Here is a 25985-nt window from a genome sequence, read left to right on the forward strand (position 1 = left end):
TGGCGCCACGCGGCATGCGGCAACAAACGTTTCCGAGGATCGATATGCGGCGGGCGTGCCTTCGGTGCGGCCGGGTCACGCGCCGTGCGGCACGGCATTCGGCAACTGGAAGCCGGACAACTCGTCGGGCGCGCACTGGGCGATCAGGCCGGTTTCCCATGCCAGGTAGCGGCGTGCCGCTTCCAGGTTGCCGTCGTGGCGGTCGTGCACGAAGAACAGATAGTCGATCGCGTCGCCATCGGCCGGCAGCCCCGGCGAGCTTTCCACGGGCAGCCCCGCGGCCGCCCAGTCGGACGCCAGTGCCCACTGCACGCTGGTCGCCTCCCCGGATGCGATCTCGCTGGCCGCCAGCGCGGCGCTTTCGGCGTCGGCTGCCAGGATGAGCAGCGGCGCGCGGCGTGCCTGCGCGGCGGACCGTACGTCCGCAGCCACGCGCGGGCGCACGGACCAGAGCGCGCCGCGGGCGTGCTGCCGGCGGTAGGCCTGCGAAGGCTGCACGTCCAGCAACAGCGGCGCCGCCGGCTGGGCTTCCAGCCACGCAGGCAGGGCCTGCTGCGCGATCTGCGGCACCGGGTCCGGCAACGCCACGCCGACGGGGGCCGGCAGCTTCAGCGGAGCGTGTATGCCGCCTTCCACGGTGGCCGTCTCATGGCCCTGCCGCTGCAGCCACGCGGCCACGACCGGTGCGCGCACGCCATCGTCGTCCAGCAGCAGCACGCGGCTGCGGCGCACGCCGATGGTCTGGTCCGCGGCCTGCAGCAACTGTCCGCCCGGCGCATGGCGGGCCCCCGCGAGCGTGCCGGCCGCGAACTCGCCGGCCGTGCGGACGTCGAGTACGTAGGTGGTGCGGCCGGCATCGTCGATCCAGCCTTGCGCTGAGGCGGCATCCAGCCTCGGAACGCCGGCCTCCGCTGCGGCACGGGCGGCCCGGTCGCGGTCCGCTGCCTGCGCCTCGGGCTGGGCGGGGGACGCGCGCCGGCTGCCGTGCTCGAGCGCCAGCCCGGACAGGGCCCAGCCCTGGGTACCGTTCTCCAGGGCCAGCACCGGGTTGGGAACGCCCAGGCTGCGCAGGATCTGTGCGCCGATGATGCTGCGCGTGCGGCCGGCGCAGTGGATGACGATGGGCGTGGCCGGGTCGGGCGCGAGCGCGCTCCAGTGGCGTGCCAGTTCACCGTTCGGAACCGGCAGGGCCCCCGGGATGGTCATTTTGTGGTGCTCTTCGACCGTGCGGCCATCCAGCAGCACCAGCGGCTCGCCTGCCTGCTGGCGGCGCTGCAGTTCGGCCGCGCCGATGTGCGGCGTGCCGAAGGCATGCTCCACCAGTTCCCCGAAGGTCTTGGACGGCACGTTCACTCCCTGGAAAAGGGTGTAGCCGGCCGCCGCCCAGCCTGGCGCTCCGCCTTCCAGCACGTGCAGATCGGTGTAGCCCAGCCCGGCCAGGCGGGCGGCCGCACGCGCGGCCACGCCATTGTCATGGTCGATGAGCACGGTGCGCGTGCCGCGGCGGGGCACCAGCCGGGGCACGTCCCGCTCCAGGCGGCTGTAGGGAGCCGGTACGGCGAAGAACGGATGGCCTTCGCCGAACTGGCCGGCTTCGCGCACGTCCAGCAGGGCGATCTCCTGGCCATCGTTGAGCCAGGTGCGCGCCGTGGCGGTGCTGACGGTCGGGGGCGGAGCGGATCCGGATGCAGAAAGGGGCAGGGCAGGCATGGTGGTCGCGTGAAAAGGCAAACCACCCACCATAGAGGCAACCGGCCCTTCAGTACCGGCGCACGGCAGAAGCTTTCCGACTATGCATAGTCGTTTTCCCGCGCTATAGCCAGAACGGCCCTGCCGCGGGCCCCCTCTGGATCGTGAATTCCGGCGATCCGCCCAGTACGAAGCTGCCCAGCAGCAGGCTCAGCAGCGCCATGAAGATGCTGGCCCAGAAGGCGGTCCAGAAGCCGTCGATGTGAAAGCCATGGACCAGCTTGCCCACCAGCATCAGCACCAGCGCGTTGATGACCAGCAGGAAGAGCCCGAAGGTCAGCAGCGTGAGCGGCAGCGTCAGCACCACCAGCAGCGGCCGCACCACGGCATTGGCCAGGCCCAGCAGCAGGGCGGCGACCACCAGGGCCCCGGTGCTGCCGAACCGCAGCCCCTTGAACACATGGCTGGCCACCCACAGCGCGAATGCCGTGATGGCCCAGTGAAGCAGGAAGGGCGTGAGGTCGGCCAGCATGGCGGAGATTCGTGCGTTCTGCGGGTATCGCCGAGGCTACTTGCCCCAGCTGTCCTTCAGGCCGGTCACCCGGTTGAACACCGGCTTGCCCGGGGCATGGTCCTTGCGGTCCGCCACGAAGTACCCGAACCGCTCGAACTGGAACTTGTCGTCCGGCTGCGCACCGGCCAGCGAGGGCTCGACGTAGGCGGTCACCACCTTCAGGCTGTCCGGGTTGAGCAGCGCCAGGAAGTCCTTGCCGCCGGCATCGGGCTGGGCGTCCGTGAACAGGCGGTCGTACAGGCGCACTTCGGCGGGCACGCCGTCGGCCACGCCCACCCAGGTGATGGCGGCCTTCACCTTCACGCTGTCGGCGCCAGGCGTGCCGCTCTTGGTGTCGGGCACCACGGTCGCGAGCACCTTCGTCACTTGGCCTTCGGCATCCTTCTCGCAGCCGGTGCATTCGATGACATAGCCACCCTTCAGACGCACCTTGTTGCCCGGGAAGAGGCGCTTGTAGCCCCTGGGCGGGGTTTCCTCGAAATCCTCGCGCTCGATCCAGACTTCCTTGCCGAGCGTGAAGTGGCGCACGGGCGCTTCCGTGCCTTCGGGTGGATGGGGCAGGGCGGGCAGCTGGCAGGGCTCGAGATGGCCGGCGCCGAAGAGCCCGTCCCAGTTGGTGAGCTCGAGCTTCACCGGGTCCAGCACGGCCATGCCGCGGTGGGCCTGGTTCTCCAGGTCCTCGCGCAGGCAGCCTTCCAGCGTGGCGTAGTCGATCCAGGAGTAGTCCTTGGTCACGCCGATGCGCTCGCAGAACAGTTGCAGGGCCTCGGGCGTGTAGCCGCGGCGGCGCAGGCCGACGATGGTGGGCATGCGGGGGTCGTCCCAGCCGTTCACGATGCCGTTGTCCACCAGGTGCTTGAGCTTGCGCTTGCTGGTCAACACGTAGGTGAGGTTCAGGCGCGCGAATTCGTACTGGCGCGGTTGCGGCGTGGCGATCAGGCCGCCTTCGGCGAGGCGGTCCAGCAGCCAGTCGTAGAAGGGGCGCTGGTCTTCGAACTCCAGCGTGCAGATGCTGTGGGTGATGCGCTCCAGCGCGTCCTCGATGGGGTGCGCGAAGGTGTACATCGGGTAGATGCACCACTTGTTGCCGGTGTGGTGGTGCTCGGCGTGCTTGATACGGTAGATGGCCGGGTCGCGCAGGTTGATGTTGGGCGAGGCCATGTCAATCTTCGCGCGCAACACGGCTGCCCCATCCGGCAGTCGGCCATCGCGCATTGCGCGGAAGCGCGCGAGGTTCTCGGCGGGCGTGCGGGCGCGGAAGGGGCTGTCTACGCCGGGCTTGCCGAAGTCGCCGCGGTTGGCGCGCATCTCCTCGGGGCTCTGCTCGTCCACGTAGGCGTGGCCGGTCTCGATCAGGTGCTCGGCCGCGCGGTACATGAAGTCGAAGTAGTCGCTGGCCTGATAGGGCGCGGCCGTGCCGGGGGCCTGGCCGATCTGCGTCCAGTCGAAGCCCAGCCAGCGCACGGCGTCGATGATGCCATCGACGTATTCCTGGTCTTCCTTCTCGGGGTTGGTGTCGTCGAAGCGCAGGTGGCACACTCCGCCATAGTCGCGCGCCAGCCCGAAATTCAGGCAAATGCTCTTGGCATGGCCCACGTGCAGGTAGCCGTTGGGCTCGGGCGGGAAGCGGGTGCGGATCTTCGCGGGGTCGGGCTGGCCGGCGGCGTGGTGGGCGGCGTCGCCCGGCGTGCCGGCCCAGCGGGCCAGGGCGTAGGTGCCCTGGGCGAGGTCGGATTCGATGATCTGGCGCAGGAAATTGCTCGGTTTGGCGGACTCGGCCGTCGCGGGGGAGGGGGCATGCGAACTCATGGGCGCATTCTAGGATGCCGCTCCAGCCGGTAACCCCCTGCAACAAACGGCGCTACGTCCGGAAACAAGATTGTTCGGCTTTTGTGCCATCCTGCAGGGCATGTGGCGCGTTATAGAGCGCATGAGGTCCATCCCCCGCCTTCCCGGCGGCGCCGGACCCGTTTCCAAGGAGAACTTCCATGACCAAAAGCCGTTCCTTCGCAGCCATCGCCGCTGCGGCCGGCGTCGGGCTGGCCCTGCTGGCCGCCTCGGGTGCCGCGCAGGCGCGCGACGTATTCTGGTCCATCGGTGTCAATTCCCCCGGCGTCTCGGTGGGCGTGGGCGCCGGCCCGGGTGTCATCTACAGCCCCCCCGTGACCTACGTGGCCCCGCCACCCGTGTATTACTCGCCCCCGGCGCCCGTGTACTACGCTCCGCCGCCAGTGGCCTACGTGCCGCCTCCCCGGCCTGTGTATTACGCGCCGCCGCCCCCTCCGGTGGTGTACGGCGGTTACGGCTACTACAACCGTCCCCCCCACTGGCACCGCGGCGGCTACTGGCGCTGAGCCCGGCCTGCCCATCCTCCCCGGGTGGCCCGTTCGCCACGGCCGCCCGCTTGGGCCTCCGCAAGGGGGCCCTTCTTTTTTTGCGGCGTGGATAATCAAGGGCGACGGATGCGCGCGGCGGGCCGTGCCGCGGTCGGCAGGGCGCCGGCGTCCGTTCCCTGGAGTGAAGCCCCGTGACCACGCCCCGTTCCGTTTTCGTTCTCAACGGCCCCAACCTGAACCTGCTCGGCACCCGCGAGCCCGCCGTGTACGGCTCGCAGACCCTCGCCGATGTGCAGCAACTTTGTGAATCCGCCTGCGCCCGCCATGGGTTGGCGCTCCAGTTCCGCCAGAGCAACCACGAAGGCGACCTCGTGGACTGGATCCACGAGGCCGGCCGCCTGCACGCCGCGGGCCAGCTCGCCGGCGTGGTACTGAACGCCGCGGCCTACACCCACACCAGCGTGGCGCTGCTCGACGCGGTGAAAGGTTCCGGGGTGCCGCTGGTCGAGCTGCACATCAGCAACGTCCATGCGCGCGAGAGCTTCCGCCACCATTCCTACATCGCCAGCGCGGCACGCGCGGTGATGTGCGGGTTCGGGGTGCCGGGCTACGCCCTGGCGATCGACGCGGTGGCCGGCTGGTGATGGCCGCCGCCGTGGCCGACCAGGGGGCCGCTGCCTTGCCTGTACCCCCCATGCCCGCCGAGGCGGCCGCGCTCGCTGCGCAGGCCGGCATCCGCACCACGCCCTGCGGCGGCGGCGCCATCGTCTGGAACGTCTGGCAGGCGACCGGCCAGCCGAAGCCTGCAGCGCCGCCCCTGGTGCTGCTGCACGGCGGCAGCGGCAGCTGGACCCACTGGGTGCGCAACATCGATACGCTGCGCTCCTGGGGCCGCACGGTCTGGGTGCCCGACCTGCCGGGTTTCGGTGATTCGGCCGTGCCGCCGGGCGGGGCCGATGCCGACGCCCTGGTGGTGCCGCTCGCGCACGGCATGCGCGCGCTGTGGGGCGGTGCGCCCTGCGATCTGGTGGGCTTTTCCTTCGGGGGGCTCACGGCCGGGCTGCTGCTGGCGGCCGAGCCGGCGCTGGCCCGCCAGCTGGTGCTGGTGGGCGCGCCCGCCATGGGCGTGGTGCCGGAGCGCCAGATCACGCTCAAGGGCTGGAGGCACCTGGCGTCCCCGGCGGCGCAGGAGGCCGCGCACCGCCACAACCTGGCCGAACTGATGCTGCACGACGCATCCCTGGTCGACGGGCTGGCGCTGGACCTGCATCGCGCGAATGTCGTGCGCGACCGCATGCCGCGCCGGCGCCTGGCCCATACCGACGCACTGGCCCGGGCCCTGCCGGCCGTGCGCTGCCCGGTGCATGCGATCTACGGCGCGCGCGACACGCTGTACCGCGAGTGGATCGCGGCGCTGGAAGGCGCCTATCGGGCGGCCGCACCGGATTTCCGGGGACTGGCCCTGGTGCCGGACGCCGGGCACTGGGTGCAGTTCGAGCGGCCCGGGCCCTTCGAGGACGCCCTGCGCGCCGCGCTGCACGCCGGTGCCGCGGCCGCCCCGCGCGCCGCGGGTGCCTGACGCCATGGCGGACGGTACGCCCCGCATGCCTCCCCTGGCGGGCCGCGCGCCGCTGCGGGTGGACGAGCGCGAGATCGTCTTCACCGCCATGCGCGCCCAGGGGCCGGGCGGCCAGAATGTGAACAAGGTGTCGAGCGCGGTGCAACTGCGTTTCGATATCGCGGCTTCGTCGCTGCCCGAGGACGTCAAGGCCCGGCTGCTGGCCCTGCCCGATGCCCGCATCACGCAGGCGGGCGTCGTGGTCATCAAGGCGCAACAGTTCCGCACGCAGGAGGCCAACCGGCTGGATGCGCTGCAGCGGCTAAACGCCCTGGTGGCGCGCGCCGCCCGGCCGCCCCGCGTGCGCCGGGCCACCCAGCCGTCCTACGGCGAGCGGCAGCGCCGCCTGCAGGACAAGCGCGAGCGCTCCGGAACCAAGGCGTTGCGCGGCCGGGTGCGGGACGCCGGCTGATCCCGGCCCCGGCGGTCCGGCCCGGGCTGCTTTCCTGCACGGATTGGTGCAACGCCTGCAACGATGTGTCTGCCGCGCGGGCCTTGGGTTTGCGGCTGCGCGCGCATACATTCAGGACACGGCACTGTCCCGCGCCTTCTTCCATTGCCACGCCACGCCGACCGAACCGCCATGTCCTCGACCGCACCGCTCTTCGCCACGCCTTCCGCTTCGCCCGCCACCGTGCCGCGGCGCGAGGTGCCCGCGCTTTTCGTTTCCCACGGCTCGCCCATGTTCGCCCTGGAAGCGGGAGAGACCGGCCCGGCCCTGCGCGCCTGGGCGGACGTGCTGCGCCAGCGGTTCCCCGAGTTGCGCGGCGTGGTGGTGATGTCGCCGCACTGGATGGCGCGCGGCGTGCGCGTCATGACCGGCGCGCAGCCGGCCACCTGGCATGATTTCGGAGGCTTTCCGGAGCCGCTCTATGCGCTGCGCTATCCGGCGTCCGGCTCGCCCGGGCTGGCCCGGGAGGTGGTGTCGCTGCTGCAGGCGGCCGGCTCCGATGCCCAGGGGGATGCGCAGCGGCCCTTCGACCACGGCGCCTGGGTGCCCCTGATGCACCTCTTCCCGGCGGCGGACCTGCCGGTGGTGCAGGTCGCGCTGCCCGCCGATGCCGGCCCGCGCGAGGTGTACGACCTGGGCGCCGCTCTGCGGGGCCTGCGCTCGCACGGCGTGCTGGTGGTGGGATCGGGCACCATGACGCACAACCTCTCCGAGTTATCCGGCGGCGCGCGCGGTGCGCAGCCCTATGTGACCGAGTTCTCTCGCTGGGTGGAGAGCGCCCTGCAGCGGGGCGACGTGGAGGAACTGCTGCAATACCGCAGCCGTGCGCCGCACGCCATGCGCGCGCATCCCGGCGACGACCATTTCCTGCCGCTGTTCTTCGCGCTCGGCGCAGCCGGTGAAGACCGCGCGCCGGATTACCTGAGCAGGGAAGTGATGCATGGCTCCCTGGCCATGGACGCCTTCGCCCTGGAGCCCGAAGCCGCGGCCGCGTGAAACTCCTGGGCCGCCAACCGCTCCAAGCGCCGATGACCCAGACCACTTCCTTCGCGCCGCCCCCCCTGCTGGATTTGCCGCTCGCCTTCCTCGGCCGCGCTGCCGCGCCGGACACGGTGCAGCCCTGGCTGCTCGTGCTCATGCACGGCGTGGGCAGCCATGAAAAAGACCTCTTCTCGCTCGCACCCGCCGTGCCCGGCCACTTCCACGTGCTGAGCCTGCGCGCACCCTATGCCATGGGGCAGGGGGCGAATACCTGGTTCGAGTTCTCGGTGGAGCCCGACGGCAGCCGCACCATCCACGAAGCCCAGGAAATCGCCAGCCGCAGCCTGCTGGCGCGCACGGTGGAGAGCGCCGCCGCGCAGCTCGGCGTGCCTTCGGAGCGCGTGGTGGTGGGCGGCTTCAGCCAGGGCGGCATCATGGCGCTGTCCCTGCTGCTTACCCGGCCCGACCTGCTGCAGGCCGCCATGGTCTGGCACAGCCGGCTGTTGCCCCAGGTGCTGCCCCATGCGGTCGAGCCGGCTGCACTCCGGGGCCGTGCACTCTGGGTGAGCCATGGCGAGCAGGACAACGTGATTCCGCTGGCGAGCGCCCGCGCCCTCCGTGACCATGCGCGAGGCCTTCCGCTGGCCCTGACCTACCGGGAGTACCCCGGCATGCACGAGATCCGGCCCGGCGAACTGCGCGAGGCAATGGACTGGCTGGCCGCCCTGGGCGCGACCGAGGCGCTCGCGCGCTGACCTCTCCGCCGCGGCGGCTTTCCGCGTCCGGTCACATGCGCTTACCTGGCGGCGCGCGGCACGGCTCCACAATGGCCGGTGGCGGGGCTGTCTCCGCAGGCCCCGCATTCCGCCGCGGCGCGCGCCGCGCCCCCGTTCGCGAAAGACTTCCGCATGCCCGATACCGATCCCCAGGATTTCCGCCCTCCGTCCTCGTTGCCGCGCCGTGCGTCCCCCGTGGGCCGGGTGCTGGCGGGCGTGGCCGGCGCCGCGGCGCTGGCGGGTGCCGCCTGGTGGTTCGGGTGGATTCCGCCCTCCGCGCGCACGGCCGGGCCGGCGCCGGCCGCCCAGGCGCCGGAGCCCCCGGCGGCTGCGGCGCCTGCGCCCGAGCCGGAGTCCGTGGCCTCCGGGCCGCAGCATCCCGTGGATGCAACGCAGGCTCCACCACCGCCTGCACTGAAAGATTCCGACGCCTTCATCGCGCAGGCGCTGGGCGAATGGCTGGGGCGCGATCGCATCGCGGCCCTGCTGCCCCTGGACGACATCGTGCGGCGCATCGTGGTCACGGTGGACAACCTGCCGAGGCCCCAGGCACCATCGCGCCTGTGGCCCGTGCAGCCTGCGCCGCAGCACCTGGCCGTGCAGGCAGAGCCCGGCAGCGCGGTGGACGAGAACGGCGCGCCGCTGCACGCCACCATCGCTCCGGCCAATGCCGCGCGTTACCAGGCCCTCGTCGCCCTGGTGGAAGCAGTGCCGCGCGACCGTGCAGTGGACCTCTACCGGCAGCTCTATCCGCTGTTCCAGCAGACCTATGTGGAGCTGGGCTATCCGAAGGGCTATTTCAACGACCGGCTCGTGGCCGTGCTGGGCCACCTGCAGGAAACGCCCGAGCCGCGCGGGCCGCTGCGCCTGCAGCTCACGCGCGTGCAGGGCGACGTGCCGTCCACCCGGCCCTGGGTGCGCTACGAGTTCGCCGATCCGCACCTGCAGGCACTGTCCAGCGGCCAGAAGATGATGCTGCGCATCGGGCCGGAGAACGCACGCCGCGTCAAGGCCGTGCTGGCCGACATTCGCCGCCGGCTGGTATCGGCCAACGCGCCTGCCCAGGCCATGGCCGTGCCTGCACCGTCGGTGGCCGCGAGCGCCGCGCCCTGATCAACCCACAACGCCCAACCATGCCTCTTTTCATCGCCATGAACCGCTTCCGCATCGTCCCCGGCCGCGAGGACGAATTCGTCGAGATCTGGCGCCAGCGCGACAGCCACCTGGCCCAGGTACCCGGCTTCGAGTCGTTCCACCTGCTGCGTGGCGAGACCACCGCGGAGCACACGCTGTTCGCGTCCCACACGGTGTGGGCGTCTCGCGCGCACTTCGAGAACTGGACACGCTCGGAGGCCTTCCGCGCGGCGCACGCGAATGCCGGCCAGAAGCGCGACCTGTACCTGGGCCCGCCGCAGCTCGAGCTGTTCGACGCCGCGTGGTGAGGGCGCGGCGGCCCCGGTGGTGCGCCGTCAGGCGGTCGGCAGCGGCAAGGGCAGGGCGGTCTTGTAGCGCACCTGCTTGAGCGCGAAGCTGGAGCGGATCTTCTCGATGCCCGGAATGGGCGTGAGCTGCTCCAGGATGAAGCGCTCCAGCGCGCCGATGTCGGCGACGGCCACGCGGATCAGGTAGTCCGAGTCGCCGCTCATCAGGTAGCACTCCATGACCTCGTCGTGCTCGGCGATGCGGCGCTCGAACTGCGCCAGCGCCTCCTTGGCCTGCGATTTGAGGCTGATGCTGATGAACACGTTCAGCCCCAGGCCCAGTGTGGCCGCGTTGGCCAGTGCCACATAGCGCGCAATCACGCCCGTGGCTTCCAGTGCCTTGACGCGCGCGAGGCACGGCGATGGCGAAAGGTGCACGCGCCGCGCCAGCTCGACGTTGGAGAGCGATCCGTCGGCCTGCAGTTCCGCCAGGATGCGGAGGTCCATGGTGTCCAGCTTCATGTGCCGAATTTTATGGAAAAAGCAGCATGTCGTGCTGCAACTTCGGGTTTTTCATGGGTATCAACGGCCGCTCATGCTGCGCTCCGGCCGATAAAGTGGCACGCATGAATGCCGCCCTGCCACTCCACGCCCTGGTCCGCGACGCTGCCGATCATCCCGGCGCCCCCGACGCCGATCCGCGGGAAACCGCCGAATGGCGCGACGCCTTCCTGGCCCTGGTCGCCACCCAGGGGCCGGGGCGCGCCCGCTTCGTTCTGGACGAACTCGCTGCCCTGGCGCGCCGGCAGCACACCGGCTGGCAGCCCACGCTGAATACGCCCTATGTGAACACCGTGGCCGTGGAATCCCAGCCCGTGTTCCCCGGCGACCTGGCCATCGAGGAGCGGCTGGCCTCCCTCATGCGCTGGAATGCCCTTGCCATGGTGGTGCGCGCCAACCAGGCCTATGGCGAACTCGGCGGCCACATCGCCAGCTATGCGAGCGCGGCCGACCTGTTCGAGGCCGGCTTCAACCACTTCTTCCGCGCCCGCGAGGGCACGGGCCCGGGCCAGCACCGGGGCGACCTCGTGTTTTTCCAGCCGCACAGCGCGCCGGGCGTCTATGCGCGCGCCTTTCTCGAAGGCCGGCTGACCGAGCACGACCTGCAGCACTACCGCCAGGAGATCACCGCGCCCGCAGCGGGAGCGCAGGGCCTCTCCAGCTATCCACATCCCTGGCTCATGCCCGACTTCTGGCAGTTTCCCACGGGCTCCATGGGCATCGGGCCGATCAGCAGCATCTACCACGCGCGCTTCATGCGCTACCTCACGCACCGCAACCTGCTCGATTGCCAGGGGCGGAAAGTCTGGGGCGTGTTCGGCGATGGCGAGATGGACGAGCCCGAGAGCATGAGCGCACTGACCCTCGCGGCGCGCGAGGGCCTGGACAACCTCGTCTGGGTCGTCAACTGCAACCTGCAGCGGCTCGATGGCCCGGTGCGCGGCAACGGCCGCATCGTCGATGAACTGGAGCGCCTCTTCGCGGGCGCGGGCTGGAACGTGGTCAAGCTGCTCTGGGGCAGCGACTGGGACGGCCTCTTCGCGCGCGACCTGACCGGCACGCTGGCGCGCACCCTGGGCGGCACGGTCGATGGGCAGATGCAGACCTTCGCCGCCAAGGACGGGCGCTACAACCGCGACCACTTCTTCGGCCAGTCGCCGGAGCTGGTGGCGCTGGCCCAGGGCCTGACCGACGAGCAGATCGACCGCCTCAAGCGCGGCGGCCACGACCTGGTGAAGATCCACGCCGCCTACGCCGCGGCCGCCGCCCATCGCGGGCAGCCCACGGTGATCCTGGCCCACACCAAGAAGGGCTACGGCATGGGCACGGCGGGGCAGGGCAGGATGACCACGCACAGCCAGAAGAAGCTGGATGAGTCCGACCTGCTGGAATTCCGCAACCGCTTCAACCTGCCGCTCACCGATGCGCAGGCCACGGGCCTGGCCTTCTACCGCCCGGCCGGGGACAGCCCCGAAATGCGCTACCTGCGCGAGCGCCGCGCCGCCCTGGGCGGCTCCCTGCCGCACCGCGAGACCGCCTGCGGCGTGGTGCCGGTGCCGCCCGTCGCGCAGTACGCCCAGTTCGCGCTGCAGGCCCAGGGCAAGGAGATGAGCACCACCATGGCCTTCGTGCGCATGCTGGGCACGCTGCTGAAGGACGCGCAGCTGGGCCCGCGCATCGTGCCCATCGTGGCCGACGAGGCACGCACCTTCGGCATGGCGAACCTCTTCAAGCAGGTGGGCATCTACAGCAGCCTGGGCCAGCGCTATGCGCCGGAGGACATCGGCTCGGTGCTCAGCTACCGCGAGGCGCTCGACGGCCAGATCCTGGAAGAGGGCATCAGCGAGGCCGGCGCCATCGCCAGCTGGACGGCCGCCGCCACCAGCTACAGCGTGCACGGCCTGGCCATGCTGCCGTTCTACATCTACTACTCCATGTTCGGCTTCCAGCGCGTGGGCGACGCCATCTGGGCCGCGGCCGACCAGCGCGCGCGGGGCTTCCTGCTGGGCGCGACCTCGGGCCGCACCACGCTGGGCGGCGAGGGGCTGCAGCACCAGGACGGATCGAGCCACCTGGTGGCCGCCACCATCCCCAACTGCAAGGCCTACGATCCGGCCTTCTCCGGCGAACTGGCCGTCATCATCGATGCCGGCATGCGCGAGATGCTGGTGGAGCAGCGCGACGTGTTCTATTACGTCACGCTCATGAACGAGAACTACGCCCAGCCCGACCTGCCGGCGGGCGCGGAAGAGGGCGTGCTGCGCGGCTGCTATGTGTTCACTGCCCTGGCGCCCCCGCAAGGCCCGGTCGATGCGCCCGCAGTCACCCTGCTGGGTTCCGGCGCCATCCTCACCGAAGTGGTGAAAGCCGCGCAGGCCCTGGCGGCCGAGGGTGTGCGGGTGACGGTGGTGAGCGTGACCAGCTGGAGTGAACTGGCGCGCGACGGCGTGGCCTGCGAGCGGCGCCTTTTGCAGGGCGAAGACCGGCCGGGCACGCCCTGGCTCACCCGGGTGCTGCAAGGCACCCAGGGCCCGGTGGTGGCCGCCACCGACTATGTGCGCGCCGTGCCCGAGAGCGTGCGCGCCTTCGTGCCGGAAGGCCGCCGCTACCTCATCCTGGGAACGGACGGCTTCGGCCGCAGCGACACGCGCGCGGCGCTGCGCAGCCATTTCGGCGTGGATGCGGCCAGCGTGGCCGGTGCCGCGCGCAGCCTGCTGCACACTACGTCGCCGTAGTGGCCTCGGTGAGGTGCTCCACGAAAAGCCGCACGGCCTCCGAGGCATGGTCGCGGCTCCAGACCACGCCCACCGGGCCGAAGGGAATGACGCGGTCCAGCGGCAGCACGCGCAGATTGCCCAGCGTGGCCTGGTATTCGGCCATGGCCCCGGAGCACACGCCCACGTAGTCGCCCTGGTGCAGCAGGGCCTGCAGCGTGGTGATGGCGGCAGTCTCCACCCTGGGCAGCAGCCAGGAGGCGCCGCTGTCGAGCAGGGCCGTGTCCAGCTGCGAGCGCATCAGCGTGCCCTTGGGCGGCATGATCCAGTTCTCCTGCAGCAGGTCCGCCAGGCGAACCGGCCCGCCCGCATCCCAGAAGCGGCTGGCGCGGCCCACCACCAGGCAGACGTTGTCCTCGAACAGCTCGCGGTGCTCCAGCCGCCCCTGGTACGCCCGGGCATCCAGCGAGCCAACCACCACGTCCAGCTGCCTGTTTTCCAGCCCTTCGAGCAGGTTCCCGAACGGGCTCTCCGACACGGTGACCGAGATGTACGGGTGCAGGGCCTGGAACTGCGCCAGCGCCTGCGGCACCCCGCGCGCCACGCCGGCCCACACGCTGCCGATGTGCAGGCGCGCGCTGCGGCCCGCGGCCACCGCGCCCAGCTCGAGCTGCGTGCGCGAGATGTCGCCCAGCACGCCCACGGCCAGCCGCTTCATGATGACCCCGGCCGGCGTGAGCTGGATGCGCCGCCCGCGCGTGACCAGGGGCATGCCCACCAGTTCCTCCAGGTCCGCCAGCCAGTGCGACATGGCCGACTGCGTCATGTGCATGCGCGCGGCCGCCTCGGTCAGGGTGCCGGCCTCGTCCAGCACGAGGAAGGATTCGAGGTGCCGGATCTTCAACCGGCGTGCCCAGGCCACGTGTTCAAGAGACATGAGTAAATGCTAATGGATCCATCGGGCGAATTCGCTGGTCCCGGGGCATGCACCTCCGAATAATCGCTACAGGAAGGCCGGCGTGGGCGCGGCTGCACGCAACCTGTTTCTCCGGAGATTGCATACCATGAACAAAAATTCTTGCCTGGCCCGGTGGGCCGCCGTGGCGCTCTCGTGGGCCCTGGCCGCCGCCCCGGCCCTCGCGCAGGATGTCGCGGGGTACCCCGGCACCCGCCCCATCCGCCTGGTCGTGTCCCAGCAGGCCGGCGGCAGTTCCGATACGGTGGCCCGCCTGTGGGCCGAGCACGCGGGCAAGGCGCTGGGCGCCAATATCGTCGTCGAGAACAAGCCCGGCGCAGGCGGCATCATCGCGGCGCAGCAGGTGCTCGGCCAGCCGGCGGACGGCTACACGCTGATGTTCGGCGGGGTGTCGCAGATGGTGCTCAACCGCTTCGTCTACAAGCCGCTCCCTTACGACCCCGAGAAGGACTTCATCGGCGTGGGCATGCTGAGCACGGTGCCCTTCGTGCTGGTGGCCAATCCTGCCACGGGCTTCAAGTCGCTGGACGACCTCGTGAAATACGCCAAGGCGCATCCGGGCGAGCTGAACTTCTCCTCCTCCGGCCTGGGCAATTCGACGCAACTGGCGGTGGAGCTGCTGCAGAAGAAGCTGGGCATCTCGATGACGCACGTGCCTTTCAAGGGCGAGCCCGACGGGCTCATGGCCACCATCGGCGGGCAGACCCAGGTGATGGCGCCGGTGGCCGGCACCGTGCTGCCGCACGTCAGGAATCGCAAAGTGGTGCCGCTGGTGGTGCTGGCCCCGTCGCGCCTGGCCGACCTGCCCGACGTGCCGGCTGCCAACGAACTGGGCGTCAAGGACTTCGACACCATGGGCTGGAGCGGCATCGTCGCCAAGGCCGGCACGCCGCCTGCGATCATCGCCAGGCTGCACGAGGGCACACGCGCCTTCCACGCCAGCGCCGAGGTGCAGGCCAAGCTGCGCGCGATGAGCGCGATCCCGATGGCCGGCCCCGCCAGCCAGCTCATGGAGGTGACGCGCCGCGACACCCAGGCCTGGGGCCCGACGCTCGATGCGCTGAACCTGAGCGGCAAGTGAGGCCTGCGATGTCCCTGAACAAGCAAGCCATGGTGTCCTGCCCGCAGCCCGAAGCGGCCGAATCGGGCATCGAGATCCTGCGCGCGGGCGGCAACGCTGTGGACGCCGCCGTCGCCACCGCGCTGGCCCAGACCGTCGTGGACCCGCTGATGTGCGGCATCGCCGGCTTCGGCACGGCGGCCGTGTACATGCAGGGTACCGGCGGCCCCGCGACCCATGAATACTTCGACTTCCACGCTCCCGCGCCGCTCGCCTGCCGCGAGGACATGTGGGCCGACCTGCTCGAAGGGGAGACCCGGGACGGCTTCGGATTCATCCTGAAGGGCCGCGTCAACGACATCGGCCCGCAGTCCATCGCCACGCCGGCCACGCTCAAGGGGCTGCAGGCCATGCATCGTGCCCACGGCCGCCTGCCGTGGAAGGAGGTGGTGGCACCCTCCATCGCCTGGGCGCGCGAAGGCTTCTTCGTGCGGCCCGGCATGCACGCCTTCTGGATCGACGAGCCCACCATGGGCCGCGTGAGCAACCTCGACCGCCTGCGCTACAGCGACGAAGGCCGGGCGCTCTACTGCCGCCCGGACGGCTCGCCCAAGCCCATCGGCGCGCCCCTGGACAACCCCGGTATGGCAGCCGTGCTGGAGCAGGTGGCGCAGGAGGGCATCGCCCCGTTCTACGAAGGCGAGCTGGCGCGCCGCATGGTGGAGCACGTGCGGTCGCTGGGCGGCCTGCTCTCGCTGGACGACCTGCGGCGCTACGCGGTGCGCCGCACGGCGCCGCTCTTCGGCAGCTACCGCGGCCGCACGGTCACCACCAACCAGCCCCCGGGCGGCGGCGCCATGCTGCTGCAGATGCTGAACATCCTGGAGAATTTCCCGCTCGCGGAGATGGAGCACAACGGCCCGGCCTACCTGCGCCTGCTCAGCGAGGCGATGAAGAAGGCCACCTCGGACAAGGACCGGCACATCGGCGATCCGGCCTTCGTGGAGGTGCCGCTGGATGAACTGCTCTCGAAGGAGGCCGCAGCGCGCGTGGCCGATGACATCCGTGCGGGCAGGCGCCACCGCGTGGAACGCGTGAACCCGGGCGCACCCGTGCCGCGCGACACCACCCACCTGAGCGTGGTGGACGGCGACGGCAACTGCGTATCGATGACGCATTCGCTGGCCATGCCCTCGGGCGTGATCACCCCGGGCATGGGCTTCTTCTACAACGGCTGCATGGGCGTGTTCGATCCGCGGCCGGGCCGCGTGGGCAGCATTCAGCCGGGCAAGAGCCGCTTTACCTCGTCGTGCCCGAGCATCGTCCTGCGGGACGGCAGGCCGGAGACCGTGCTGGGTGCCCCGGGCGGCACGCAGATCGCCATGGGCGTGCTGCAGGTGCTGCTCAACATGATCGACCATGGCATGGGCATGCAGGAGGCCGTCTCGGCACCGCGCTTCTCATCGACGGGCAATTCCATCGACGTCTGCAACCGCATTCCCCGCCACGTCACGCGTGCGCTGCAGGCCGATGGCTACGAGGTGTTCCGCAACCCGTACAACTACACCATCGGCTGGGTGCACGGCGTGCAGGTCGGGGCGGATGGCGGGCTGCATGGTGGCGCCGATCCGGGGCGTGACGGGGTGGCCTACCACACGGCCGTGGCCTGACGGGGGCAGGGCCGCTACACTCGGCCGCATCTGATTGTCCGACCCGTTCACGCCCACTGCGGGAGTCGCTGAGCCCCCGCCCCTGCTTCGCCTGCTGCTGTCCTGGATGCGCCGCTGCCCGCCCTGCCTGCGGGGGGGGGGGGGGGGCGCCGCGCATGGGCCGTGGCGGCCGGATGCCGCGCTCCCCACGGCATGCGCCGGCGTCTATGCCGGCCACCTGGAGGATGCCGAATGGCGGCAGCTCCTCCAGAAGGTGGGATCGCGTCCCCCGCTGTCGATCAGCGAGCGGCGCGAACTCTGCCGCATCGGCTGCATGTTCTGCCTGGAAGTGCGCCAGGACGGCGTCGGATTCGAAAGCAATCTGGATTCGGTGGCCCGCAGCGGAGTGCACGTCAATCCCCGCGTCCTGCAACTTTCGCGCAGGAAGGCCGGGCCATGAAGCGGGCCGGCGCGGCCGGTCCCGGCGATACCCTGCGCTCCGTCGTGCACCGTGCCCGCCTGAGCATGGCGCTGCTGGCCGTCGCGCTGGCCGGGGCGCTGTTGCTCATGGCGGGGCTGGCGGCGCTGCGCGTGTACGCGGGCAACAATCAGCGCCGGTACCTCGCTCGCGTTGCTGTTCCTGGACAACGACTATTTCAAGGCCGTCAATGACACCCACGGCCACGCGGCCGGGGATGCCCTGCTGGTGGCCGTGTCGCAGCGCCTGTGCGCGCAGGCCCGGGACACCGATCTCGTGGCACGGCTGGGTGGCAATGAATTCGCCATCGTGATGTCGCCGGTGGGCGGCCTGCGCGATGCGCAGCGCACGGTCTGCCGCGTGCAGGAGGTCATGCGCGATCCGGTCATGCTGGAGAGCGGCGTGCAGCTCCAGCCCGCCGTCAGCATCGGCGTCGCCATATTCCCCCTGCATGCCGGTGACATGGGGGCACTGATGCGCTTCGCCGACATGGCCATATACCGGGGTGAAGGCGCAGCGACACGGCAATTTTCTGGCCATGGCGTTCGCGCCGCTGCTCGACCAGCAGGGTGCACGCACCTACAACGAGCGCCTGTCGCTGCGGCGCGCGCAGGCCGTGGCCCGGGTCCTGGCCGAATCATGCCTTTCCGCGGGCCGCATCGACACGGTGGGCCTGGGGGCTTCCCGGCCCCTCATGCAGGGCACCTCCGCCGCCAGCCGCCGCGAGAACCGGCGCGTGGCGATCATGGTGCCCGCGTTCTGAACCCGTGCCGGCAGTCCATCAGCCTCCCGGCCGGAAATAGTCATCCAGCAGGGGCATCAGCGCCGGAAACTCCTGCGCGAAGCGCTCGCGGCTGACGAAATAGGCCTCGCAGGCGACGGCGAAGAATTCCGCCGGTGCGGTCGCGCCGTAGGCATCGAGCCACGGCCGCTCGCCGCCGAAGCGCTGGGCGATGATCACGCGCTCGCGGAAGTCCCGGTAGGCGGGCTCCCAGGCGGCGCGCCACTGCTCCCGTGCCTCGCGCGCGCCGTGCGTGCCGAGGAAGCCTGCGGGCAGGGGCGGGTAGCCGTCCGCGCCGCCGTTGCGCATGTCCAGCTTGTGCGCGAACTCGTGCACGACCACGCTCGTGCCGCTGCCCTGGTCGCCGTCCGCCAGGGGCCGGCCGGCGCCATCCACCGCGGGCCAGCTCAGCATCACGGGGCCCCGGTCCATGGCCTCGCCCAGCAGCACCTCGTCGTAGTCGTGGACCACGCCGGCCTCGTCCACCGACTGCCGGCGCGCCACGGCCTCGCCGGGGTGGACGACGATGCCCACGAAATCGTCGTACCAGGCCAGTGCCCTGGCAGGCTCGCCCCAGTGCAGCAGTGGCAGGCACGCCTGGGCTGCGATGGCCACCGCCATGGCATCCGTTACTTCCAGCCCGTGGGCACCGGTGAACTCCTTGCGCTGCAGGAACAGGGCGCTCAAGGCACGCAGCTTGGCCTGGTCGTGGAGTGGCAATTCCGCGAGGAAGCGGTAGCGCGATACCGTCTGCAGCCACAGCGCGGCGGGAATGTCGGGCACCGGGGCGAACGTCGAGCGCACGCGGCGGGAGAACTTGCGCACCAGGCGCGTGAAAGCGGAGGCAGGGGCCATGCCGCTATCTGGGGACGAGGCAGATGCGTTCCAAGCCCGCGCCCGTGAGGCGCAGTGCCTCCGCGCGCGGTGTCCGTGCGGACAGATCCCAGTCGGTGAGCACGTGGCGGGCGAGGGCAGTGTCGCCGGCTCCCTGCAGCACGTGGTCGGCAGGCAGGTGGGTGTGGCCGTGGATGAGCGCGCGCGCCTGCGCAGCCTGCAGCCACTGCACGGCGGCAGCGCTGTCCACGTCGCCATAGAAGGCGGTGCCCGACTGCTTGCGGGCCTCGCTTTCCGAGCGCGCGCTGCGGCCCTGGGCGCGGCGTGCAGCCAGCGGCAGTGCGAGCAACTGCGCCTGCCATTGCGGGTCGCGCGCCACGGCGCGGAATTTCTGGTAGGGCACGTCCGCCAGGCAAAGCGCATCGCCATGGCTCAGGAGCCAGCGGCCGCCGGCGAAGACCAGCACCGTGGGGTCCTGCAGCACGGGGATGCCCGTCGCCTCCGTGAACCCGGCACCCACCAGGAAGTCGCGGTTGCCGTGCATGAAATACAGGGCCTTGCGTGACGCCGCGCGGCGCAGCAGCCCGCAGCATGCAGCCTCGAAGCTGCCGGGCTCCTGGATGGCGTCGTCGCCCACCCAGACCTCGAACAGGTCGCCCAGCAGGAACACGGCGTCAGCGGGCGTCGTGTCCAGGTAATGCGAGAAGGCATCCACCGTGGCCGGGTGGTCCACCTCCAGGTGCAGGTCGGAAATGAAATCCACCGTGCGCCACGCGCCGGGCGCAACGAACTCCCGGATGTCGGGTGCAGGCATGCTCATGACCATACGGGAGCAGGAATGCGCTTGCGCCAAGCCTATGGCCCTCCCACCCGGGCGGCGCTCGCGGTTCGGAAGGCCGCGGAGCAGGCCACGCCAGCAGACGCCGCAGAACCGGCTTTGCCGGGCTGCTGGCGTTGTCCCCCCAGGGGGAAGGCGCGAAGCGACTCAGGGGGGAATCAGGCCAGCACGGCCTTTTCGATGATGACGTCGTCCTTCGGCACGTCGTCGTGGAAGCCCTTGCGGCCCGTCTTCACGCCCTTGATGGCATCCACGATTTCGGTGCCCTTCACGACCTTGCCGAACACGGCATAGCCCCAGCCCTGGGCGGACGGAGCGGTGTGGTTCAGGAAGCCGTTGTCGGCCACGTTGATGAAGAACTGCGCGGTGGCCGAGTGCGGATCGCTGGTGCGGGCCATGGCCACGGTGTAGTTATCGTTCTTCAGGCCGTTCTGGGCCTCGTTCTCGATGGGCGCATCGGTGCCCTTCTGGTTCATGCCGGGCTCGAAGCCGCCGCCCTGGATCATGAAGCCGGGGATCACGCGGTGGAAGATCGTGTTGTCGTAGTGGCCCTTCTTCACGTAGGCGAGGAAGTTCTCAGTGGACTGGGGCGCCTTCTCGGCGTCGAGTTCGAGAACGATCACGCCGTGGCCGGCGATGTGGAGTTCGACTTGCGGGTTGCTCATTGCGTTTCCTTATGGGGATCCGGGGTGGGGATGTGGGAGATGCGTGCGAGGGTGGCTCACTGCACCACGGTGGCGGATTTGATCACGACCGGTGTCGAGGGCACATTCTGGTGCATGCCGCGGTTGGCGGTCTCCACGGCCTTGATCTTGTCCACCACGTCCTTGCCGCCCACGACCTTGCCGAACACGGCGTAGCCGTGGCCATCGGGGTTGGGCGCGTTCAGGGCGACGTTGTCCTTCACGTTGATGAAAAACTGCGAGGTGGCCGAGTCCGGATTGCCGGTGCGCGCCATGGCGATGGTGTAAGCGTCGTTCTTCAGGCCGTTGCCCGCTTCCAGCGGGATCGGTGGGCGCGTGGTTTTCTGCTGCATGTCGGGCGTGAAGCCGCCGCCCTGGATCATGAAGCCGTCGATGACGCGGTGGAAGACCGTGCCGTCATAGTGCTTGTCCTTCACGTACTGCAGGAAGTTCTCCACCGTCTTCGGCGCCTTGGCGGGATCGAGCTGCAGCACGATGTCGCCCAGGCTGGTCGCCAGCTTGACCTTCGGCGCGGCTGCGGCGGTCTGCGCGGAGGCGGCGGGCGCGAGTGCCGCGAACGCGGCACCGGCCAGCGCCAGGGCGGCGAATCGTCTGGAAATCAGGGTCGTCATCCAATCACTCCTTCGAAAAAGATCTGCCATTGCTGGCCCTTGCGCGTCCAGTACTGGCGCTTGACGGGGCCGGTGCGGGCCCCTTCGGCCACCTCGCCGAACGTTACCACCATGGTTTCGGTGGCATCCGTCCAGCGCAGCAGCGTCCGGTCCTTGAGATGCAGCGGGCGGCCACGCAGCGCGCGGGCCTCGGCTTCGAGGCTCCTGGCGTAGTCGGCGATCGTCATCTTGCCGTAGCTCTGGAAATCGGCCGCATAGAACGACAGCAGGCGGCGCACGTCGCCCTGCGACTTGGCGGCTCGCCACGCATCGAGCACGGCCTCGAACTGCCGGCGCTCGGCCTGTACCGCCTGCGGCTGTACCCACTGGATCTGGCGCGCGATCACCACCGGCGTGGAGCGGGGCTCCACGGTGCGCAGGATGCGCTCCAGGTCGGGGTTGGCGAGGGCCAGGCAGCCGTCGGTGGACAGCGGTGCGCGCGAGAACTGCTCGGGCGGCGTGCCGTGCAACCAGATGCCGCTGCCCGTCTTGCCCCGGCTCAAGTCCAGCGGGTTGGGGTAGTTGATGGGCAGCGCGCCGGCGCCGTAGAAATCCTTGAGCGTCGCAGGATCGAGCCGGCTGGTGATGAAGTACACGCCCAGCGGAGTGCGCTGGTCGCCTTCCAGCGCCTTCTCGATCCCGAGCTTGCCGACCGAAGCGTAATAGTCGGCGATCAACTCCATGCCCTGTTCGGTGTTCTGGAACAGGTACAGGCGCGAGCGCGAGGCATCCACGGCGATCGCGTGGCGGGATCGCGCCGAGAGTTCGATGAACTGGGCGGGAATGGCGCGGGCTCCGGGGCGGACGCGCAATGCGTCCGATCGCTGGCGGGATTCCGCGCGCAGTTCGGCCAGCGCCTCCGCGGCGTTGGGCGAGGGGGGCTGGGGCGCATCGCCCTGGCCCGCCGGCACGTCGCCGAACTGGCGCACCGGCCGGGTGCGGGCGGACAGCAGGTCGCCCAGCGCAAGCTGCGCCAGCTGGAAATTCGGATAGTCGCGCGCCAGGCTTTCGGCCTTGGCGAGCGCCTCGCGGCTGCGGCCTTCGCCCGTGAGGCGATAGACCTCCATCAGGCGCTGCTCTGCCTGGCCGTCGCGCAGGGGCGCCGGCTGGCCGCGCGGCACCGGCTTGGCCGCAGGGCGCTTGTTGCGGGCGAGGGCGCGCTCCTTGTCGCCCTGGGCCAGGGCCACCGCGGGCGCGCCGAGTGCGCCGCAGGCCACGGACAAAGCGGTTGCCGCCGCGAGCGCGCGGCTACGGAAGGAAATCGCGATCGACATCGGCGCTCAGCGGAGGGAGTGCCAGGGCGCGGCACGCCACGGCCGCGCCGTGCAGGCCGACGGCAGGCCAGGGCCGGTTCCGCCGCACGTTACCTGGGGGAAAAAGGGCCGGGGTGCCCGCCGGACCGCCATCAGCCGCCGGTGGACTCGCGCACGATCAGCCAGCGGCCGCCGGTATGCACCAGATCAAGGGTCTTGCGGCTGTTCACGCTGTACGAGCCGGAGCTGTAGCCCTGGCGGAAGCGTGCCTGCGCCTTGTTGTCCTTGACCGTGACCTGCAGGTCGCTGATGCTGACGTTGATCTTGGCGCGGCCCACGATGCGGTCGCGGCGCTCCTTCTCCCAGGCGGCGCGGCTCTGCTTGCCTGGAGGGTTGAAGGACGGGTCGTAGGCACCGAGGTAGCCATGCATGTCCTGGCCTTCCCAGGCGCTGGCCCAGGCGCGCACGGCGGCGGCGACTTCCTTTTCGGCCGCGGCCGACGACGATGCCGCGGCAGGTGCCGGTGCAGGAGCGGGCACAGGGGCCGGAGCTGCAGCAGGGGCCGGCGCAGCGGCCGGCACGTTGACAGGGGCCGGGGCAGGAGGCGTGGAAGGTGCGGGAGCCGGTGCGGCGGCACGCGTCGGTGCCGGTGCCGGCGATGCCGCCGGTGCGGGGGCCGGCGACGGCGCGGGAGCGCGGGCCGTCGCGGTCGCCACCGGGGTGGCCGACTTCGCCGCGGCGGACTTGCCGGCGTCGCCCGAGAACAGGTCGCGGATCAGGGCCAGCTTGGGGCGCAGCGTGTTGGCATTGGAGGCGTCCAGCTGCAGAGCCTTGTTGTAGGCCTGGCTGGCGAGCTTCGCGTAGATGTCGCCCAGGTTCTCGTGGGCCGTGGCGTAGCTCGGGTTCGTGCGGATCGCCATCTCCAGGGCCGTGCGGGCCTTGTCGAGCTGGTTCTGGTTCGCGTAGAGCACGGCCAGGTTGTTGTACGGTTCGGGCAGCTCGGGGTAGTCCTCGGTGAGCTTGGTGAACGTCGCCACCGCATCCGCCTGCTTGCCCGAATCCGCCTGCGCCACGCCGCGCAGGAAGCGCAGCTGGGGATCGCGCGGGTTGGCCAGGAGGCGCTGGTCCGCCTTGGCCAGCGCCTCCTGGCTCTTGCCGGACTTGAGCAGCTGGGTGATCTCGGCGTAGTCGTCCGCGTGGGCCAGCGGCGCCCCCAGCAAGGCCGACAGCACCAGCAGTCGCAGGAGATGGGGGAGTGGGCGGCGGGCGTGCGTCATGGATGGTGGCAACGGGTATGAAAGTGTCGATCGGTAACGGGCCTTATACTGCGGCGGATTGTAGCCGAGGGGTTTTGCCATGCCGGTGCGCTGTTGCCGCTCCTGATTCGCGTGTCGCGCAGATGCTGCGCATACCTCGCACGCCGGCCCGTCCGGCGCCACGGCCCGCTGCGGCCGGGGCCGTCGGCCTGCAGTCCAACACCCCCTCTTCACTGATATTCCATGAGTTTGCGCATCTACAACACGCTGTCGCGTGCGATGGAGGACTTTTCCCCGCTCGAGCCCGGCCATGTCCGCATGTACGTCTGCGGCATGACCATCTACGACCTCTGCCACATCGGCCACGCCCGCATGATGATGGCCTTCGACGTGGTGCAGCGCTGGCTCCGCAGCAGCGGCCTGCGCGTCACCTATGTGCGCAACATCACCGACATCGACGACAAGATCATCCGCCGCGCGGTGGAGCGGGGCATCACCATCCGCCAGCTCACGGACGAGATGACGGCCGCCATGCACGAGGACATCGGCGCCCTGGCGATCGAGCCGCCCACGGTCGAGCCGCGCGCCACCGAATACGTGCCCCAGATGCTCTCGCTCATCGGCACGCTGGAGCGCAAGGGCCTGGCCTACCGCGCCAGTAGCGGCGACGTGAACTACGCCGTGCGCCGGTTCGAGGGCTACGGCAAGCTGTCGGGCAAGTCCCTGGACGAATTGCGCGCGGGCGAACGCGTGGCTGTGCAGGACGACAAGCAGGATCCGCTCGACTTCGTGCTCTGGAAGGCCGCCAAGCCCGGCGAGCCGCCCGAGGCGAAATGGGACAGCCCCTTCGGCACCGGCCGGCCGGGCTGGCACATCGAGTGCTCGGCCATGAGCTGCGCCACGCTCGGCGAGAGCTTCGACATCCACGGTGGCGGCGCGGACCTGCAGTTCCCGCACCACGAGAACGAGATTGCCCAGAGCGAGGGGGCCACCGGCAAGCCGCTGGCGCGCTTCTGGATGCACAACGGCTTCGTGCGCGTGGACAACGAGAAGATGAGCAAGTCGCTCGGCAACTTCTTCACCATCCGCGGGGTGCTGCAGCAGGTCGATGCCGAGACGCTGCGCTTCTTCATCGTGCGCACGCACTACCGCAGCCCGCTCAACTACAGCGACGTGCACCTGCAGGACGCGCGCGCCTCCCTCAAGCGGCTCTACACCGCGCTCTCGCTGGTGGCGCCGGAAGACACCGGCGCGATCGACTGGACCGATCTGCATGCCGCCCGTTTCAAGGCGGCCATGGACGAGGACTTCGGCACGCCCGAAGCGGTGGCCGTGCTGTTCGAGCTGGCCGGCGAAGTGAACCGCACGCGGTCCTCCCGCCTGGCCGGCCTGCTGAAGTCGCTGGGCGGCTGCCTGGGGCTGCTGCAGGGTGATCCGCAGGCCTTCCTGCGGCAGGGCGCCCGGCTGGACGCCGGCGAGATCGCGGCGCGCATCGCCGCGCGCGCGGCCGCCAAGGCCGCGCGCGACTTCGCCGAGGCCGACCGCATCCGCAACGACCTGCTCGCGCAGGGCATCGTGCTCAAGGATTCCCCCGCGGGCACGACCTGGGAGGCCGCGCAGTGAGCCCGAGCCGCCCCTTCCGTTTCCCGCATCGCCGGTCGTCTCTCCTCCAGACAAGGTAAACCGTGGCCCCCAGCAAGAAAACAGCGGGGACGGCCGAGCCGTCCACCGCCCCTGGCTACTGGGCGGATGCCTGCCGCCACCTGGTCAAGAAGGACCGCGTCATGAAGCGTCTGATCCCGCAGCTCGGCGACGTGGCCCTCGTGGCCCGCGGCGACGCCTTCACCACGCTGGCGCGCAGCATCGTGGGCCAGCAGGTCTCGGTCGCGTCCGCCCAGAAGGTCTGGGACAAATTCGCCGCGCTGCCCCGCAGCATGACGCCGGCCGCCGTGCTCAAGCTCAAGGTGGACGACATGCGCGCCGCGGGCCTGTCCGCCCGCAAGGTGGACTACCTGGTGGACCTGGCGCTGCATTTCGACACCGGCCGCCTGCACGTCAAGGACTGGGACGCGATGGATGACGAGGCCATCGCGGCCGAGCTGGTCGCCATCCGCGGCATCGGCCGCTGGACGGCCGACATGTTCCTGATCTTCCATCTGGCGCGACCCAACGTGCTGCCCCTGGACGACGCCACCCTGCTGCAGGGCATCAGCCAGCACTATTTTTCGGGCGACCCGGTCAGCCGCAGCGATGCCCGCGAGGTCGCGGAGGCCTGGAAGCCCTGGTGCAGCGTGGCGAGTTGGTATATTTGGCGGTCGCTCGCCCCCCTGCCGGTGGACTATTGACCGTCCGCCAGGACACTGCGTGCCGCGCGTTCCGCGTGGG

General features: G+C 70.4%; 26 protein-coding genes and 1 pseudogene. 16 read left to right on the forward strand and 11 right to left on the reverse strand.

The genetic code is table 11. From position 1 onward, the window contains the following. Positions 1-75 precede the first annotated feature (75 nt). The 3 genes from BLR05_RS09435 to BLR05_RS09445 all read right to left on the reverse strand — a co-directional run bounded on the left by BLR05_RS09435 (position 76) and on the right by BLR05_RS09445 (position 4072). Positions 76-1710, reverse strand: a complete 1635-nt coding sequence (locus BLR05_RS09435; protein ID WP_092834002.1) for a rhodanese-like domain-containing protein — start codon at positions 1708-1710, stop codon at positions 76-78. A gap of 103 nt (positions 1711-1813) precedes the next feature. Next, the gene (locus BLR05_RS09440; protein WP_092834004.1) at positions 1814-2221 is read right to left on the reverse strand and encodes a phage holin family protein; all 408 of its coding nucleotides are present in this window, start codon (positions 2219-2221) and stop codon (positions 1814-1816) included. A gap of 36 nt (positions 2222-2257) precedes the next feature. Then, entirely contained in the window at positions 2258-4072 is a 1815-nt protein-coding gene (locus BLR05_RS09445; RefSeq protein WP_092834006.1) for a glutamine--tRNA ligase/YqeY domain fusion protein, read from the reverse strand. Positions 4073-4251: 179 nt separating this feature from the next. Between BLR05_RS09445 and BLR05_RS09450 the strand changes: the two genes are divergently transcribed. From BLR05_RS09450 to hmuQ, 8 genes are all read left to right on the forward strand, one after another. After that, positions 4252-4617 (forward strand): hypothetical protein, encoded by a 366-nt coding sequence (locus BLR05_RS09450; protein ID WP_092834008.1) that lies wholly within the window; start codon positions 4252-4254, stop codon positions 4615-4617. Between the two features lie 173 nt (positions 4618-4790). Continuing rightward, entirely contained in the window at positions 4791-5243 is a 453-nt protein-coding gene (gene aroQ, locus BLR05_RS09455; protein WP_092834010.1) for a type II 3-dehydroquinate dehydratase, read from the forward strand. A gap of 50 nt (positions 5244-5293) precedes the next feature. Then, the gene (locus BLR05_RS09460) at positions 5294-6178 is read left to right on the forward strand and encodes an alpha/beta fold hydrolase (protein ID WP_244160070.1); all 885 of its coding nucleotides are present in this window, start codon (positions 5294-5296) and stop codon (positions 6176-6178) included. A gap of 4 nt (positions 6179-6182) precedes the next feature. Continuing rightward, a complete protein-coding gene (arfB, locus tag BLR05_RS09465; RefSeq protein WP_208605997.1) occupies positions 6183-6629 on the forward strand; it encodes an alternative ribosome rescue aminoacyl-tRNA hydrolase ArfB in 447 nt (148 codons plus the stop codon). 171 nt (positions 6630-6800) lie between these two features. Further along, positions 6801-7664, forward strand: coding sequence for a DODA-type extradiol aromatic ring-opening family dioxygenase (locus tag BLR05_RS09470; RefSeq protein WP_092834014.1), 864 nt, complete (start codon positions 6801-6803; stop codon positions 7662-7664). A gap of 32 nt (positions 7665-7696) precedes the next feature. Continuing rightward, the gene (locus BLR05_RS09475; RefSeq protein ID WP_092834016.1) at positions 7697-8404 is read left to right on the forward strand and encodes an alpha/beta hydrolase; all 708 of its coding nucleotides are present in this window, start codon (positions 7697-7699) and stop codon (positions 8402-8404) included. Positions 8405-8557: 153 nt separating this feature from the next. After that, positions 8558-9538: a DUF3014 domain-containing protein gene (locus BLR05_RS09480; RefSeq protein WP_092834106.1), complete on the forward strand. Its 981-nt coding sequence runs from the start codon at positions 8558-8560 to the stop codon at positions 9536-9538. Positions 9539-9558: 20 nt separating this feature from the next. Next, on the forward strand, positions 9559-9867 hold the full coding sequence (hmuQ, locus tag BLR05_RS09485) for a heme-degrading protein HmuQ (RefSeq protein WP_092834018.1): 309 nt from the start codon (positions 9559-9561) through the stop codon (positions 9865-9867). Between the two features lie 27 nt (positions 9868-9894). Here hmuQ and BLR05_RS09490 read toward each other — a convergent pair whose 3' ends face one another. Then, entirely contained in the window at positions 9895-10368 is a 474-nt protein-coding gene (locus tag BLR05_RS09490) for an Lrp/AsnC family transcriptional regulator (RefSeq protein ID WP_092834020.1), read from the reverse strand. A 104-nt stretch (positions 10369-10472) separates the two neighbouring features. Between BLR05_RS09490 and mdeB the strand changes: the two genes are divergently transcribed. Continuing rightward, positions 10473-13142, forward strand: a complete 2670-nt coding sequence (gene mdeB, locus BLR05_RS09495; RefSeq protein WP_092834022.1) for an alpha-ketoglutarate dehydrogenase — start codon at positions 10473-10475, stop codon at positions 13140-13142. Here mdeB and BLR05_RS09500 read toward each other — a convergent pair. Continuing rightward, positions 13129-14058: a LysR family transcriptional regulator gene (locus BLR05_RS09500; RefSeq protein ID WP_092834024.1), complete on the reverse strand. Its 930-nt coding sequence runs from the start codon at positions 14056-14058 to the stop codon at positions 13129-13131. The two genes, mdeB and BLR05_RS09500, sit on opposite strands and share 14 nt — an antisense overlap. Before the next feature lie 127 nt (positions 14059-14185). Here BLR05_RS09500 and BLR05_RS09505 point away from each other — a divergent pair, with 127 nt between their 5' ends. From BLR05_RS09505 to BLR05_RS09525, 5 genes and pseudogenes are all read left to right on the forward strand, one after another. Next, positions 14186-15178, forward strand: coding sequence for a Bug family tripartite tricarboxylate transporter substrate binding protein (locus BLR05_RS09505; protein ID WP_092834026.1), 993 nt, complete (start codon positions 14186-14188; stop codon positions 15176-15178). Between the two features lie 14 nt (positions 15179-15192). Then, positions 15193-16827 (forward strand): gamma-glutamyltransferase, encoded by a 1635-nt coding sequence (gene ggt, locus BLR05_RS09510; protein ID WP_092834108.1) that lies wholly within the window; start codon positions 15193-15195, stop codon positions 16825-16827. Positions 16828-16933: 106 nt separating this feature from the next. Continuing rightward, complete coding sequence (yfiR, locus tag BLR05_RS09515; protein WP_244160072.1) at positions 16934-17266, forward strand: regulatory sequestration protein YfiR; 333 nt, start codon at positions 16934-16936, stop codon at positions 17264-17266. Positions 17267-17437: 171 nt separating this feature from the next. Next, positions 17438-17731, forward strand: a pseudogene (locus BLR05_RS27120) (diguanylate cyclase); the annotation flags it as partial. Between the two features lie 91 nt (positions 17732-17822). Then, on the forward strand, positions 17823-18047 hold the full coding sequence (locus tag BLR05_RS09525) for an OmpA family protein (RefSeq protein WP_225978891.1): 225 nt from the start codon (positions 17823-17825) through the stop codon (positions 18045-18047). Positions 18048-18065: 18 nt separating this feature from the next. Here the strand turns inward: BLR05_RS09525 and BLR05_RS09530 are convergent, their stop codons facing one another. From BLR05_RS09530 to BLR05_RS09555, 6 genes are all read right to left on the reverse strand, one after another. Continuing rightward, positions 18066-18920, reverse strand: a complete 855-nt coding sequence (locus BLR05_RS09530; protein WP_092834031.1) for a M90 family metallopeptidase — start codon at positions 18918-18920, stop codon at positions 18066-18068. Positions 18921-18924: 4 nt separating this feature from the next. Next, positions 18925-19719 (reverse strand): UDP-2,3-diacylglucosamine diphosphatase, encoded by a 795-nt coding sequence (locus BLR05_RS09535; RefSeq protein WP_092834109.1) that lies wholly within the window; start codon positions 19717-19719, stop codon positions 18925-18927. A 176-nt stretch (positions 19720-19895) separates the two neighbouring features. Further along, positions 19896-20402, reverse strand: a complete 507-nt coding sequence (locus BLR05_RS09540; protein WP_092834033.1) for a peptidylprolyl isomerase — start codon at positions 20400-20402, stop codon at positions 19896-19898. 56 nt (positions 20403-20458) lie between these two features. After that, complete coding sequence (locus BLR05_RS09545; protein ID WP_092834035.1) at positions 20459-21052, reverse strand: peptidylprolyl isomerase; 594 nt, start codon at positions 21050-21052, stop codon at positions 20459-20461. Continuing rightward, the gene (locus tag BLR05_RS09550) at positions 21049-22365 is read right to left on the reverse strand and encodes a L,D-transpeptidase family protein (RefSeq protein WP_092834037.1); all 1317 of its coding nucleotides are present in this window, start codon (positions 22363-22365) and stop codon (positions 21049-21051) included. Before BLR05_RS09550 ends, BLR05_RS09545 begins: the two co-directional genes overlap by 4 nt. Positions 22366-22496: 131 nt before the next feature. Next, the gene (locus BLR05_RS09555) at positions 22497-23621 is read right to left on the reverse strand and encodes a tetratricopeptide repeat protein (RefSeq protein WP_092834039.1); all 1125 of its coding nucleotides are present in this window, start codon (positions 23619-23621) and stop codon (positions 22497-22499) included. A 222-nt stretch (positions 23622-23843) separates the two neighbouring features. Between BLR05_RS09555 and cysS the strand changes: the two genes are divergently transcribed. After that, positions 23844-25223: a cysteine--tRNA ligase gene (cysS, locus tag BLR05_RS09560; protein WP_092834041.1), complete on the forward strand. Its 1380-nt coding sequence runs from the start codon at positions 23844-23846 to the stop codon at positions 25221-25223. A 62-nt stretch (positions 25224-25285) separates the two neighbouring features. Next, on the forward strand, positions 25286-25945 hold the full coding sequence (locus tag BLR05_RS09565) for a DNA-3-methyladenine glycosylase family protein (RefSeq protein ID WP_013595209.1): 660 nt from the start codon (positions 25286-25288) through the stop codon (positions 25943-25945). Positions 25946-25985 lie beyond the last annotated feature (40 nt).

Source organism: Paracidovorax cattleyae, from assembly GCF_900104515.1.
In the GTDB taxonomy this organism is placed as follows: domain Bacteria; phylum Pseudomonadota; class Gammaproteobacteria; order Burkholderiales; family Burkholderiaceae_C; genus Paracidovorax; species Paracidovorax cattleyae.

What these genes read in the sequence shown, in the direction of transcription:
- BLR05_RS09470 (WP_092834014.1), top strand. Translation starts at nt 6,801, where the DNA reads ATGTCCTCGACCGCACCGCTCTTCGCCACGCCTTCCGCTTCGCCCGCC.
- yfiR (WP_244160072.1), top strand. Translation starts at nt 16,934, where the DNA reads ATGCGCCGCTGCCCGCCCTGCCTGCGGGGGGGGGGGGGGGGCGCCGCG.
- BLR05_RS09525 (WP_225978891.1), top strand. Translation starts at nt 17,823, where the DNA reads ATGGCGTTCGCGCCGCTGCTCGACCAGCAGGGTGCACGCACCTACAAC.
- BLR05_RS09505 (WP_092834026.1), top strand. Translation starts at nt 14,186, where the DNA reads ATGAACAAAAATTCTTGCCTGGCCCGGTGGGCCGCCGTGGCGCTCTCG.
- BLR05_RS09450 (WP_092834008.1), top strand. Translation starts at nt 4,252, where the DNA reads ATGACCAAAAGCCGTTCCTTCGCAGCCATCGCCGCTGCGGCCGGCGTC.
- BLR05_RS09530 (WP_092834031.1), bottom strand. Translation starts at nt 18,920, where the DNA reads ATGGCCCCTGCCTCCGCTTTCACGCGCCTGGTGCGCAAGTTCTCCCGC.
- BLR05_RS09535 (WP_092834109.1), bottom strand. Translation starts at nt 19,719, where the DNA reads ATGAGCATGCCTGCACCCGACATCCGGGAGTTCGTTGCGCCCGGCGCG.
- BLR05_RS09460 (WP_244160070.1), top strand. Translation starts at nt 5,294, where the DNA reads ATGCCCGCCGAGGCGGCCGCGCTCGCTGCGCAGGCCGGCATCCGCACC.
- BLR05_RS09500 (WP_092834024.1), bottom strand. Translation starts at nt 14,058, where the DNA reads ATGTCTCTTGAACACGTGGCCTGGGCACGCCGGTTGAAGATCCGGCAC.
- BLR05_RS09435 (WP_092834002.1), bottom strand. Translation starts at nt 1,710, where the DNA reads ATGCCTGCCCTGCCCCTTTCTGCATCCGGATCCGCTCCGCCCCCGACC.
- BLR05_RS09540 (WP_092834033.1), bottom strand. Translation starts at nt 20,402, where the DNA reads ATGAGCAACCCGCAAGTCGAACTCCACATCGCCGGCCACGGCGTGATC.
- BLR05_RS09445 (WP_092834006.1), bottom strand. Translation starts at nt 4,072, where the DNA reads ATGAGTTCGCATGCCCCCTCCCCCGCGACGGCCGAGTCCGCCAAACCG.
- BLR05_RS09475 (WP_092834016.1), top strand. Translation starts at nt 7,697, where the DNA reads ATGACCCAGACCACTTCCTTCGCGCCGCCCCCCCTGCTGGATTTGCCG.
- BLR05_RS09550 (WP_092834037.1), bottom strand. Translation starts at nt 22,365, where the DNA reads ATGTCGATCGCGATTTCCTTCCGTAGCCGCGCGCTCGCGGCGGCAACC.
- BLR05_RS09440 (WP_092834004.1), bottom strand. Translation starts at nt 2,221, where the DNA reads ATGCTGGCCGACCTCACGCCCTTCCTGCTTCACTGGGCCATCACGGCA.
- arfB (WP_208605997.1), top strand. Translation starts at nt 6,183, where the DNA reads ATGGCGGACGGTACGCCCCGCATGCCTCCCCTGGCGGGCCGCGCGCCG.
- BLR05_RS09555 (WP_092834039.1), bottom strand. Translation starts at nt 23,621, where the DNA reads ATGACGCACGCCCGCCGCCCACTCCCCCATCTCCTGCGACTGCTGGTG.
- BLR05_RS09490 (WP_092834020.1), bottom strand. Translation starts at nt 10,368, where the DNA reads ATGAAGCTGGACACCATGGACCTCCGCATCCTGGCGGAACTGCAGGCC.
- hmuQ (WP_092834018.1), top strand. Translation starts at nt 9,559, where the DNA reads ATGCCTCTTTTCATCGCCATGAACCGCTTCCGCATCGTCCCCGGCCGC.
- BLR05_RS09480 (WP_092834106.1), top strand. Translation starts at nt 8,558, where the DNA reads ATGCCCGATACCGATCCCCAGGATTTCCGCCCTCCGTCCTCGTTGCCG.
- cysS (WP_092834041.1), top strand. Translation starts at nt 23,844, where the DNA reads ATGAGTTTGCGCATCTACAACACGCTGTCGCGTGCGATGGAGGACTTT.
- mdeB (WP_092834022.1), top strand. Translation starts at nt 10,473, where the DNA reads ATGAATGCCGCCCTGCCACTCCACGCCCTGGTCCGCGACGCTGCCGAT.
- BLR05_RS09545 (WP_092834035.1), bottom strand. Translation starts at nt 21,052, where the DNA reads ATGACGACCCTGATTTCCAGACGATTCGCCGCCCTGGCGCTGGCCGGT.